The 11,852-nt window shown below is 66.3% G+C and carries 14 protein-coding genes; 5 read left to right on the top strand and 9 right to left on the bottom strand.

What is annotated here, in order from left to right:
• Window position 1 precedes the first annotated feature (1 nt).
• The gene (locus tag AB0I14_RS13075; RefSeq protein WP_165610635.1) at window positions 2-739 is read right to left on the bottom strand and encodes an ABC transporter permease; all 738 of its coding nucleotides are present in this window, start codon (window positions 737-739) and stop codon (window positions 2-4) included.
• A gap of 304 nt (window positions 740-1,043) precedes the next feature.
• A complete protein-coding gene (gene fadD5 / locus AB0I14_RS13080) occupies window positions 1,044-2,636 on the bottom strand; it encodes a fatty-acid--CoA ligase FadD5 (protein WP_358021423.1) in 1,593 nt (530 codons plus the stop codon).
• Between the two features lie 126 nt (window positions 2,637-2,762).
• Between fadD5 and AB0I14_RS13085 the strand changes: the two genes are divergently transcribed.
• Window positions 2,763-3,455, top strand: a complete 693-nt coding sequence (locus AB0I14_RS13085; protein ID WP_358021426.1) for a GntR family transcriptional regulator — start codon at window positions 2,763-2,765, stop codon at window positions 3,453-3,455.
• Window positions 3,456-3,539: 84 nt separating this feature from the next.
• Here AB0I14_RS13085 and AB0I14_RS13090 read toward each other — a convergent pair whose 3' ends face one another.
• A complete protein-coding gene (locus AB0I14_RS13090) occupies window positions 3,540-3,980 on the bottom strand; it encodes an SRPBCC family protein (protein ID WP_358021429.1) in 441 nt (146 codons plus the stop codon).
• Window positions 3,949-4,413, bottom strand: a complete 465-nt coding sequence (locus AB0I14_RS13095) for a thioesterase family protein (RefSeq protein ID WP_358021431.1) — start codon at window positions 4,411-4,413, stop codon at window positions 3,949-3,951. Before AB0I14_RS13095 ends, AB0I14_RS13090 begins: the two co-directional genes overlap by 32 nt.
• A 35-nt stretch (window positions 4,414-4,448) precedes the next feature.
• Between AB0I14_RS13095 and AB0I14_RS13100 the strand changes: the two genes are divergently transcribed.
• A complete protein-coding gene (locus AB0I14_RS13100) occupies window positions 4,449-5,540 on the top strand; it encodes an alcohol dehydrogenase catalytic domain-containing protein (protein ID WP_358021434.1) in 1,092 nt (363 codons plus the stop codon).
• A gap of 7 nt (window positions 5,541-5,547) precedes the next feature.
• Here AB0I14_RS13100 and AB0I14_RS13105 read toward each other — a convergent pair whose 3' ends face one another.
• Both AB0I14_RS13105 and AB0I14_RS13110 read right to left on the bottom strand, forming a co-directional pair.
• On the bottom strand, window positions 5,548-7,266 hold the full coding sequence (locus AB0I14_RS13105; protein ID WP_358021437.1) for an acyl-CoA dehydrogenase: 1,719 nt from the start codon (window positions 7,264-7,266) through the stop codon (window positions 5,548-5,550).
• 9 nt (window positions 7,267-7,275) lie between these two features.
• Window positions 7,276-8,163: a sigma-70 family RNA polymerase sigma factor gene (locus AB0I14_RS13110; protein ID WP_358021440.1), complete on the bottom strand. Its 888-nt coding sequence runs from the start codon at window positions 8,161-8,163 to the stop codon at window positions 7,276-7,278.
• Between the two features lie 98 nt (window positions 8,164-8,261).
• On the opposite strand from AB0I14_RS13110, the gene AB0I14_RS13115 reads away from it, so the two are divergent.
• The gene (locus AB0I14_RS13115; protein ID WP_358021443.1) at window positions 8,262-8,642 is read left to right on the top strand and encodes a DoxX family protein; all 381 of its coding nucleotides are present in this window, start codon (window positions 8,262-8,264) and stop codon (window positions 8,640-8,642) included.
• On the opposite strand, the gene AB0I14_RS13120 is transcribed toward AB0I14_RS13115, so the two are convergent.
• Together AB0I14_RS13120 and AB0I14_RS13125 are read right to left on the bottom strand one after the other, a co-directional pair.
• Window positions 8,635-9,408 carry an SDR family oxidoreductase gene (locus AB0I14_RS13120; RefSeq protein ID WP_358021446.1) on the bottom strand — a complete coding sequence of 258 codons (774 nt, stop codon included), beginning with the start codon at window positions 9,406-9,408 and terminating at the stop codon, window positions 8,635-8,637. The two genes, AB0I14_RS13115 and AB0I14_RS13120, sit on opposite strands and share 8 nt — an antisense overlap.
• A gap of 3 nt (window positions 9,409-9,411) precedes the next feature.
• On the bottom strand, window positions 9,412-10,089 hold the full coding sequence (locus tag AB0I14_RS13125; protein ID WP_358021449.1) for a TetR/AcrR family transcriptional regulator: 678 nt from the start codon (window positions 10,087-10,089) through the stop codon (window positions 9,412-9,414).
• A gap of 126 nt (window positions 10,090-10,215) precedes the next feature.
• On the opposite strand from AB0I14_RS13125, the gene AB0I14_RS13130 reads away from it, so the two are divergent.
• The gene (locus AB0I14_RS13130) at window positions 10,216-10,326 is read left to right on the top strand and encodes a hypothetical protein (RefSeq protein ID WP_088305440.1); all 111 of its coding nucleotides are present in this window, start codon (window positions 10,216-10,218) and stop codon (window positions 10,324-10,326) included.
• Here AB0I14_RS13130 and AB0I14_RS13135 read toward each other — a convergent pair whose 3' ends face one another.
• Window positions 10,327-10,854, bottom strand: coding sequence for a CGNR zinc finger domain-containing protein (locus AB0I14_RS13135; RefSeq protein ID WP_358021452.1), 528 nt, complete (start codon window positions 10,852-10,854; stop codon window positions 10,327-10,329). It abuts the gene before it with no gap.
• Window positions 10,855-10,939: 85 nt separating this feature from the next.
• Between AB0I14_RS13135 and AB0I14_RS13140 the strand changes: the two genes are divergently transcribed.
• Window positions 10,940-11,803, top strand: coding sequence for an alpha/beta fold hydrolase (locus AB0I14_RS13140; RefSeq protein ID WP_358021455.1), 864 nt, complete (start codon window positions 10,940-10,942; stop codon window positions 11,801-11,803).
• Window positions 11,804-11,852: the final 49 nt, after the last annotated feature.

Here is an 11,852-nt window from a genome sequence, read left to right on the forward strand (position 1 = left end):
GTCAGTGCCCTGTTCCGAACCGCACACCGATGGTGGTGAGCACGACGTTGACTGCGAACAATGCCACCACGCACAGCACCAGGGTCTCGTTCACCGCGGTACCGACGCCCTTGGACCCACCGGCCACCGTCAGGCCCCGATAGCAGCCGACGAGTCCGGCGATCAGGCCGAACAGTGTGGCTTTGATGACCGAGATCATCACCTCGGGGAATCCGGTGAGCAGGGTCAGCGTGGACACGTAGGCACCGGCGGACACGTTCTGGACGTAGACGCCGAAGAAGAAGCCGCCGATCAGCCCGATGGTGATCACGGCGCCGTTGAGCATGAAGGCCACGAACGTAGAGGCGACCACGCGGGGAACGACCAACCGCTCGATCGGGTCGATGCCGAGCACCTCAAGTGCGTCGATCTCCTCACGCACGGTGCGGGCACCGAGGTCGGCGCAAATCGCGGTCGATCCGGCACCGGCCACCACGAGCACCGTCACCAGCGGACCGAGCTGCGTTACCGCGCCCAGTGCGGCACCAGCGCCCGAGACGTCAGCCGCACCGAACTCCGCCAACAGGATGTTGAGCGTGAAGATGATGAGCACGGTCAGTGGGATCGATACCGCGAGCGTGGGCAGGAATGCCACGCGGATCAAGAACCAACTCTGCAGCACGAACTCTTTCCACTGGAAAGGCCGTGTGAGAAAGGCCTTTCCAGTGAGCACAGTCATCTTGAAGAAGCCACCGACCATAGCCAGCGGCTTCTCCAATTGACCACGTACGTAGCCGACGAGACCGTCGGCAGGCGCCGTCACCGGTGCGCCCCCTGGACGTGTCGCACGCCCCCTCCTCGTCGCCTGTCAGCTTGTGTGATCCGTCTCTCCCTACTCACCAGTAGTAATTGAGACCACCGGACTGTACCCGATAAAAACCGGGCCGTGCACTGCATCGGGAGGATTGTGCCATCAACCGTTAGCGAGGGCGTGCAAAGACAGCAAACTTTCGGCGCGACCTGCAGAAACCGTTGACACTGAGTTACTTTCGAACCCGTCAACCCTATTGGGCGTTGATGGGTGAGCCGAAGCGTTCCCTGAGTTCAGTCTTGAGCACCTTGCCCGAGGGGTTGCGGGGCAGAGCATCAACGATTTCGAGCGCCTTCGGGTGCTTGTAGCGCGCCAGGCGTTCGGTGAGGAAGCCGTCGAGATCCCCGAGGTTCAGGGAGTCCGACAGGGCTGCGAGAGCTATTACGGCGACCGGAACCTCGCCCCACTTCTCGTCATGCCGGCCGATCACGGCGACCTCGGTGATGGCGGGATGCCCGGCGAGGACGTTCTCCACCTCGGCGCAGTAGATGTTCTCGCCGCCGGAGATGATCATGTCCTTCTTGCGGTCGACGACCCAGATGTAGCCTTCCTCGTCCTGGCGAACCAGATCCCCGGAGTGGAACCAGCCGCCGGCGAACGCCTCGGCGGTGGCTCTGGGGTTGTTCCAGTAGCCCGCCATCAAAGTTGGGGCGCGGTAGACGATCTCGCCGACGTCGCCGACCGGGACATCGTTCATGTTCTCGTCGACGACGCGCGCGGAGACCGTGGGGATGACCTGCCCGACCGAACCGAGTTTGCGAATTGCGTCGTCCGCCAACAACATGCAGGTGACCGGGGACATCTCGGTCTGGCCGAACGCGGCGAGGATCTGGCTGCCGGGGAAGGTTTCGGCCATCGCACGCAGCAACGTGTCCGAGGCCGGTGCGGCACCCCACGACAGGGCGCGCAGGCAAAGGTCGCGCGGATTGGCTTTCTGCTCCGCGCAAACCGCCTGCCACTGCGCGGGCACCAGGAAGATCGCGGTCACCTTCTCGGCCGCCAGGACGTCGAGCAACGCACCCGGATCGAACGCGCCGAGCGGATAGATGACAGTCGGCAGGCCGAGCGTCAGACCCGTGTTCACGTTTCCGGCGACACCGGCGATGTGGAACAGCGGGACGCCGATGAAACCGACATCGTTGTTGATGTCGACACCGGTGGTGAACAGATTGGTCATGCTCTGTCCGACCAGGTTGTTATGCGTCAGCACGGCGCCCTTGGGCCGGCCCGTGGTGCCCGAGGTGTACATGATCAGCGCGGGGTCATCGCCGGGGATGTCGACAGGTTGCGCGGGTTCGCCTTCTTCGGCGATCAGGTCCTCGTACCCCAGGACGCCTTCTTCGGTGGCGGCGTCGGCCACGATGACCGTCGACAGCGTGGCATCGAGATCGCGTACCGCCGTGGCGACTCCGGCGAGCACGGGCTCGGTGACGATGACGCGGGCCTCGCAGTCGCTGACCAGGAAGGCCACCTCAGGCGGGGTCATGCGGAAGTTCACCGGCACCGCGATGGCGCCGAGCTTGTTGGCCGCCAGCATCGCCTCGATGAACTCGGGCCGGTTCAGCATCAGGATCAGCACGCGGTCGCCGCTTCCGATCCCGCGTCGGCTCAGGGCGCCGGCCAGCTTGGTCACCCGGTGGTCGAGCTCGCGCCACGTGGTGGTGTGCCCCAGGAACCGCAGGGCGGTCTTGTCGGGCTGCATCAGGGCATGCCGGGTCAGTTGGTTGGCCCAGTTCTGACGACGGGCCAGGTATGGCTGCTCGGTGGGGAACGGCTCGGCAGTCAACGGATCTGTACTCCATCGGTATCGAGTTGCATGAATTTTATATTTGATCAAACATGGGGTTGCCCCGGTCACACTATGGCCTCGGCGCCTCGGCGACAAGCCCACCAGAAAGGCGACCGGATTCGCGTGAATGCACCTGCCAGAGCGGCCGTGCAACGTCGTCGCGGAGGACGGCGCGAGCAACTCTCCGACGAGGTCGCCGCCCAACTGCGGGCCGAGATCATGACCGGCGTCCTGCGGCCCGGGACGTTCATCCGCCTCGACGACACCGCCGCGGCGCTCGGGGTCAGCATCACTCCGGTGCGGGAGGCACTGCGCACGCTGCGCGGCGAGGGCATGGTGCAGTTGGAGCCCAACCGCGGACACGTCGTTGTGCCCCTGACCCGCGCCGATGTCGAAGACATCTTCTGGCTGCAGGCCACCATCGCGCGGGAGCTGGCCACTACCGTCACGACCCGCATCACCCCGGCCCAGATCGACGAGCTGGAGCAGCTCAACGCCGACCTCGCGACCGCCGTCAGTGCTCAGGATCCCGGGGCGATCTCGTCAGCCGAATTCGCCTTTCACCGGGCCTTCAACCACGCCAGCGGCCGGATCAAGCTGGCCTGGTTCCTGCTGCACGTCGCGCGGTACCTGCCGTCCCTGATCTATTCGACGGATCCGAAGTGGGGCACCGAAGCCGTGGAGAATCACCGGCTGCTGATCGACGCGCTGCGCCGGCGCGATGCGGCGGCCGCGGTCGAGCTCAACTCGAACCAGTTCACCGACGCCGCCCAACGGCTCATCGCACGACTCAACGACATCGGGATGTGGGACTGACACGCTGACGCTGGATCCGCCCGAGTGTCCTGCGCCGCGTGTCGACGGGCGGGAACTGCGCGCGGCAGCGGCCGACCGCGCGGCCTAAGCGGACAGCTGCTGCACCCGGGTGACGAGAGCGTTGGCCAGGTGGTCCAGGGTGTCGCCGATCAGCTTCTTGACCATCATGGCCGGGATCGGCAGCTTGACCTCGACCTCGAGGTCGACCTGAAGCAGCGTGCTGTCCGGCCCGAGAGGCACGACCGAGAACCGCTGCTCCTGCTTGGTGAAGTGCTCGCCCTGCTGCAGCACGGTGTAGATCTGGCTCTCGGCGGGGTAGTAGACCGCGTTGATGAAGGTGCCGGACTGACCCTGGATCTCGACGTCCATACGCAACTGGCTGGGCCGGCCGTCGTCGTAGCGGGCCAGGATCCAGCAGCCCTTGATCTCGGGGTTCCACTGCGGGTAGGCCTCGAAATCGGCGACGATCGCCAGGATCTTCTCGGCAGGGGCTTCAACCTCGACGGTCTTGCTCACGAGCGGCATCCGGCGAGCATATCGACTGCAGCAGATCGCGGATCGCGCCGGGAATCGGTACCGGACGTCGCGAGGTCCGATCGACGTAGACATGCACCCAATGGCCGACCGCCGCGACCGGGCCATCCGGCTCGAACAGTCCGAGCCGGTAGGTGACGCTGCTGTTCCCCAACCGGGCCACCGCCAGACCGACCACCAACGGGTCGGGGAACTTCAACTCGGCGAAGTAGCGGCAGCCGGACTCGGCGACCACGCCGAGCCAGGGCGCGGTGACCGGATCGACGTCGCAGTTGGTGTTGATCCAGGCGTTGATCGCGGTGTCGAACAGTTCGTAGTACACCGCGTTGTTGAGGTGGCCGAACATGTCGTTGTCGGTCCATCGGGTCAGCACCGGCCAGTGCAACGGAAAGTCATCGCGGGTCAGGTCGGCAGCGTCGGTCATGGCTGAAGTCTGACAGCAGGTGACAGGCTGGTGACATGTTGATCCGCGGCGCCGTCCTCGAGCACATCGGTCTCCCCCGCCCGTACGCCGAGTCCCGACCGATCCGGGTGAGCGACGTCGAACTCGCCGAACCCGGTCCGGGCGAACTGCTGGTGCGCATCGAGGCGGCGGGGCTGTGCCACTCCGATCTGTCGGTCGTCGACGGCAACCGGGTACGCCCGGTCCCGATGCTGTTGGGTCACGAAGCCGCCGGGATCGTCGAGGCCGGTGACAGCGATCTGCCGGTGGGCCAACGCGTGGTGATGACATTCCTGCCGCGCTGCGGGGCGTGCCCGGCGTGCGCCACCGACGGGCTCACCCCATGCGGCCCCGGATCCGCCGCCAACGGCGCGGGCACCTTGATGAACGGCGACATCCGGCTGACCCGCGACGGCCAACCGGTGTTCCATCACCTCGGGGTGTCCGGGTTCGCAACCCATGCGGTCGTCGACCGCCGCTCGGTGGTGCCCGTCCCCGGTGACGTACCCGCCACGGTGGCCTCGCTACTGGGCTGTGCGGTGCTCACCGGCGGCGGCGCGGTGCTCAACGTGGGCACCCCGCGCCCCGGCCAGACCGTGGCCGTCGTCGGTCTCGGCGGCGTCGGCATGGCCGCGGCCCTGACCGCCCTGGCCCACGACGGCGTCCGCGTCATCGGCGTGGACCAGCTGCCCGACAAACTCGCCCGGGCCCGTGAACTCGGCGTACACGAGACCTACACACCCGAGCAGGCTGCCGACCTCAAGGCCGACGTGGTGATCGAAGCCGCCGGCCACCCGGCCGCGCTGGAAACCTCGATCGCGCTCACCGGGCCGGGCGGGCGCACCATCACCGTCGGCCTGCCCCGTCCTGACGCCCGAATCTCTGTGTCGCCGTTGGGTTTCGTGGCCGAAGGCCGGTCACTGATCGGCAGCTACCTGGGCTCGGCGGTGCCGGCCCGCGACATCCCGCGCTTCGTCGAACTCTGGCGGGCCGGACGGCTGCCCGTCGAGCAACTGGTGTCCTCCACCATCACCCTCGATCAGATCAACACCGGCATGGACGAACTGGCCGACGGACGGGCCGTGCGCCAGATCATCGAGTTCGGCTGAAACCAGGCTAGAACCAGTCGTCGCGCATCTCCAGCGTGGTGCGATCCAGGCTCTCGAGCAGGTCCAATTGCGGTGCGGTCCTGGGCAGTTCGTAGCGGAAGAAGTACCGGGCGGCCTGCTGCTTGCCTCGATAGAAATCGCCGTCGCGCCCTTCGGCGGCCAGAAACTGCTCGAGCCAGATCCACGCCACCACGATGTGCCCGAACGCCTCCAGGTACACCGCACTGTTGGCCATCGCGGCCTCGACATCGCCCGAGGCGAACATCCCTGCCGTGACCGTGACCAGGCGCTGCCAGCTCGCGTCCAGCTGGGCGGCCAACTCAGGTGCCGCACCCGAAGCCGCCGTGACCGTCGCCGCGATCCGCTCCCCCAGCGCTGCCAAATTGGCCCCGCCGTTCTGGGTTACCTTGCGACCCAGCAGATCCAGGCTCTGGATGCCGTGGGTGCCTTCGTGGATCGGATTGAGCCGATTGTCCCGGTAATGCTGCTCGACGTCGTACTCCCGGGTGTAGCCGTAACCGCCGTGCACCTGGATCGCCAGGTTGTTGGCCTCCACGCACCACTGCGACGGCCAGCTCTTGGCGACCGGCGTGAGGATGTCCAGGACAGAACTGTCCCCGGTGGCATCCCTGTCGATGAGCCTGGCGCAGTAGAGCGCCAACGCCAGCCCGCCTTCGACATAGGCCTTCTGCGCCAACAGCATTCGCTTGACGTCGGCATGCTCGATGATCGGCACCTGGGGGGTCGACGGGTCCTTGACGCCCATCGGCCTGCCCTGCGGGCGCTCTCGCGCATACTCCAGCGACTTGAGGTAGCCGGTGTAGCCGAGCGCGACCGCACCCATCCCGACGCCCAGGCGGGCCTCGTTCATCATGCGGAACATGTAGACGATGCCGCGGTGCGGCTCCCCGACGAGGTAGCCGACAGCGCCGTCGAAGTTGAGCACGGTGTTGGTGATACCCCGTTGCCCCATCTTGTGATTGAGCCCGGAGATGGCCACGCCGTTGCGGGTGCCGTCGTCCAGGAACTTGGGAACGATGAACAGCGAGATGCCCTTGGTGCCTGCCGGACCGCCGGGAATCTTGGCCAGCACGAGGTTGACGATGTTCTCGGTCATCTCATGCTCGGCCCCGGAGATCCACATCTTGGAACCGAACAGCCGGTAAGTGCCGTCGAGCTGCGGCTCGGCGCGGGTGGTGATGTCGGCCAGCGAGGATCCGGCCTGGGTCTCCGACAGCGCCATGGTGCCGGAGAACCGGCCGGCCAGCATCGGTTTGACGAAGGTCTCGATCTGCTCCGGAGTGCCGAAATGCGCCACCAGATTGGCGTTGGCGATGGTCAGCATCAGATAGCCCGAGGTCGACACGTTGGCCGCGGCGATCCAGGCGAACGCGGCCTGCGCGACGGTGGCCGGCAGTTGCGCTCCGCCGATCTCGGCATCCATCCCCATGGCGATCAGATCGGCCGCCGCGAACGCGTCCCACGCCTCTTTGACGTCCGGAATCAAGGTGACGGTCTGCCCGTCAAACGTCGGCTCGTTGGCATCGCTGAGCTTGTTGTGCGGCGCGAAGTAGCGGGTCGCAAGTTGCTCGCACAGATCCAGCACCCCGTCGAAGGTTTCGCGGGAGTGCTCGGTGAATCGGTCGAGCGCCGTGAGCTTTTCGACGTCCAGCCACTCGTAGAGCAGGAAATCCAGGTCTCGGCGCGAGAGGATCGTCGACTTCATGCCGCCAGGTTAATCGTCGGCAGGCGGCTCGGGCAGCGACATCCGGGCCAGCCGTCGTGGGTCGAGGATCGACACGATCCCGACCAGTCGGCCCCCGTCAACGGTGCAGGCCATCACGCTGAGCGGACGACCGGTCGGCCCCCACGCGAGGATCCCCGGCTCGCCGTTCACCGACACGCGCCGGGCGACGACGCGGGTCCCCTGCCCGCGCCTAACCGCAGCGATGACAGCGTCCGATCCGGTTCCGACGGTCACGCCGGCGGCCGTGAACCGCTGCCAGCTGACGTCGGGATCCAGCACGCGCAGCAACGCGTCGAAGTCACCGTCGCGGGCGGCGGCCAGGAAGGCGTCGACGACCTCGCGCTGCTCCTGCTTCCGGCGGCGGCCCCGGCTGGGCGGCGGCACGTCCTGCACCTTGCGGCGCGCGCGGCTGGCCAGCATCTTCGCGGCGTCGCTCGACCTGTCGAGGATCTGCCCGATCTCGGCGAACGGCACGGCGAACATGTCGTGCAGGACGAACGCGAGGCGTTCGTCCGGTCGCAGCGACCCCAGCACAACGAGCATCGCCAGCCCGACCGAGTCCGCGAGCACCGCAGCGTCCTCCGGGGTGTCGACGTCCTCGGTGACGACGAGTTCAGGAATATCGGCGGCGGCCGGGGACACTTCGGCGCGGCTGCTGCGCGCCCGCAGCGTGTCGATACAGATACGGCCCACCACGGTCGTCAGCCATCCGGCGACGTTCTCCACCGAGTCCGCGTCCTGGCGGGACAGGCGTAGCCATGCTTCCTGGACGGCGTCCTCGGCGTCTGCCCGTGACCCGAGGACGCGGTGGGCAACCGCGAGCAGCCGCGGGCGCTGTTGCTCGAATGTCTCCGCCAGTGATGCCTCGGGCGTCATGAGTTACCTCTCCTCGCGCGGATCCGTCAGAAGAGTGACGAGTCGGCAGAGCCCGACGTAACTACGAGGCCCGACGTAACCACGAAACGGAGCGCGCAATGAACACCACCCTCTGGATCATCACCATCATCGCCGCGGCGGCCTACGCGGCAGGCGGGACCAGCCTGCTCTTGATGTCGCGGGAAAGGTACCGGTCGATGGGCACCACCCAGCATTGGATCGATGAGTTCGGTGACGGTCACCTCAAGGTGATCGCGACCATCAAACTGGTCGGTGCGGTCGGCCTGGTGCTACCCGCCGCGGTAGGCATCGCGCCTGTGCTCACCCCCGTGGCCGCCTGCGGCCTGGCACTGTTCATGGCCGGTGCGGCCACGACCAGATTCCGTCGCAGCGAGTGGCTCTACATGGCCGGCGACGTGATCTATCTCGGTGTGTTCGCCTTCTTGGCCTGGGGCTGGTTCACCTTGCCCGTCACCTGATGGTGCTGACCCCGCCGTCGACCGGGATCACCGCGCCCGTGATGTACGCGCTGGCGCGGCTGGCCAAGAACACCGAGATCCCGGCAATGTCGTCGGGCTGCCCGATGCGGCCGAGCGGCAGGGCCGATCCCACCGCCTCGGATCCGCCACGCAGCATCTCCTTGGTCATCCGGGATTCGAACAGGCCCGGTGCGATCGCGTTGACCAGGATCCTCGGGGCGAGTTCGCCGGCAAGGTGGCGGGTCAGCATATGGACAGCGGCCTTGCTGGCGCTGTAGGAGAAGTTGTCGCGGCCCTTGCCGGGCGCGACGATGCCGTCGATGCTGCCGGTGTTGATGACGCGTGCGGGATCATCCTCGGTGGCAGCGGAATTCAGCAGCGGCGTGAGCGCCCTGGTCAGCAGGAACACGCCTTTGACGTTGACGTCGTAGACCTTGTCGAACCCGGACTCCGGGAACTCCTCGTACGGTGCGCCCCAAGCCGCGCCCGCGTTGTTGAACAACGCGTGGACCGCATCCTCTCGCTCGGCGACCGCCGTCGCCAGCGTCGCAACGCCCTCGACGGTTCCCAGGTCGGCAGGCACCGCGGAGACCCGGCCGAGCGGGGACAACGCCTCCACCGCCGAGTCCAGCTCCGCCTCCTTGCGGCTCGAGAGGTACACGGACGCCCCTGCCTGCAACAGGCCGCGGGCCATCATGAGGCCGATGCCACGGCCGCCGCCGGTGACGACGGCGACCTTGCCGTCCAATCGGAACAGATCAGTCACCTTCTAAGCCCTTTCCTCGACGTCGACACCGAGCGGGGATTCGTTGCGGATCCCCTCGTCGCGGATCAGCCCGCGCAGCAGCGCCGTGCTGAACTCGACGGCGATCTCCTGGGCCGACCTTCGTCCGTGCGGTCGCAGCCAGCGGTAGGAACCGAGCGTCATGCCGATGTAGCCGAGGGCCAACACGTGGGAGTCGCAGTCGTAGAACTCGCCGCTCGCGATACCGCGATCGATCACGTCGCGGACATGCTCGTACACCTGGGTCTCGGCGCGCCGGATGTAGGCCACCTGCTCCTCGGTGAACCACTCCGCGATGTACGGGCCTTCCTGGAAGTACACCGCGGCGCGCTCGAGATCGTTGGCGATGCCGACCATCAGTCGCCGGGTGAAGTTGTAGATGGTCTCCCGGGCCGTGGCAGTCGGGTCATCGTGGAGCGCCTCGACGGTGAAGTCCGCGGTGCCCTTGTAGATGTCATAAAGGATCAGCGACTTACTCGAGTAGTAGTGATAGACCGTGGCCTTGTTCAGTCCGACGGCCTCGGCGACGTCGTCCATCCGGGTGCCGTGATACCCGCGAGCGGCGAACAGTTTGGCGGCAACGGTCAACAGTTCATCGCGGCGGGATGTCCCGTTGCCAGTCGCACCCCCGCGGCCCCGGCCGCCCTCTGCATCGGATGACATAGCACACTCACTATCAGCATCGCCCGGACCTTGCCCAGGAAATCAATCAACTAGATGGTTGATCAGTGTAGGCAATTCCCTTCCCGACCCTGTTCCGGCCCGCCGTCCTACGTCTAGACTGCGGGAATGGATCCCAATCCTGACTACGACGTCAGCGACGAGAGCGACTTCTTCTTTCCGTGGCTGGCCTGGGGTCTGCGTGGCGTCTATCCGCCGCCGGCCTACCCCCCGGTGTAATCAGGACTGTTCGTCAGTCTTCGCAGTCCTCGCGCGCTGGTGATGCCGGCGCGCCTTCATGCGATTTCCGCAGGTAGCCATCGAACACCACCGTTTTGTGTTGGGCTTGGTCCGATCTATCAGGAAGAGCCGGCAATCCGGGTTCGCGCACGCACGTAGCCGCCCCGGACTCCCAGTTCGCAGCGCATCCCATGCCAGGATCGCCCGCTGGGCGCCGCGCATCGCATCGTCGGTATCAAGTTCCCATCTCACGCCGTCGGTGGTCGCGTGTGCCCGCAGTGCCGCTTCGCTGAGAAGGGGCTCCAAAGCGACCGCCGTCTCGGCCCCGCGCACCAACGCCTGAAGCACATTCCGCGCCGCGACCAGATCGGTCAGCTCGGCTTCGGTCGCCCCATGCCGGCGCAACCAGGCGTGCGCCTCCGTCCGTTGCGCAAGCACGTCGCATTGCTTTCCCTCCACCACCGGCGTGGTGTTGAGCAGATCGAGCAGCAAGGTCTCGTCGTTCAGCCCTACCTCCGTCAGCTCCATATCTAACCTCCAAAGAACTATTGACAGGTTATGCCTCCCGGCGTTAGATGTCACTAACCACTAAAACTAGTTATAGGAGTTAGACATGACCGTTCATCATCGCTACGCCACCGTCGACGGGCAGCGGCTGTTCTACCGCGAGGCGGGCTCGCCCGACTCCCCGACAGTCGTTCTGCTGCACGGTTTCCCGACGAGCTCGTACATGTTCCGCGACCTCATCCCCCGGCTGGCCGAGCGCTACCACGTGATCGCCCCCGATCACCTGGGCTACGGCCACTCCGATGCACCGGCTGTCACCGACTTCGACTACACCTTCGACGCCCTGGCCGATCTCACCGAAGGCCTGCTCAACCAACTCGGGGTGTCCCGCTACGCGATCTACGTCCAGGACTACGGCGCCCCGATCGGCTGGCGCCTGGCGCTGCGGCACCCGGACGCCATCACCGCGATCATCAGCCAGAACGGCAACGGATACGACGAAGGTTTCGTCGAGAGTTTCTGGACCGGGGTATGGGCCTACCAGCGCGAGCAGAACCCCGAGACCGAGGCCGGCGTACGGACCGCCTTGAGCATCGAGGGCATCAAATGGCAGTACCTGACCGGGGTTTCCGACGAAAGTCTGGTCAACCCCGACACCTGGGTCCACGACGCGGCAATGGTGGCCCGGCCGGGCAATGATCTGGTGCAGCTCAAGCTGTTCCGGGACTACGCGACCAACGCCCCGCTGTACCCGACACTGCACGAATACCTGCGCACCAGCGCGGTTCCCGTGCTGGCCGTGTGGGGCGAAGGCGATCCCATCTTCGGTCCCGACGGGGCACGCGCCTTCGCCAAAGACGCCGTCGACGCCGAGATCCACCTACTCGCCGGCGGACACTTCCTGCTGGAGACGCACGTCGACGAGGTCGCGGGCCTGATCGACGGATTCCTGCAGCGACGCGTCAGCTGATCCAGCCGCGAAAGTGACGCCATGGTCGTTGCCCGAGAGGATCTACGAC

Origin of the sequence: Mycobacterium sp. NPDC050441, assembly GCF_040655355.1 — a bacterium.
GTDB lineage: Bacteria > Actinomycetota > Actinomycetes > Mycobacteriales > Mycobacteriaceae > Mycobacterium.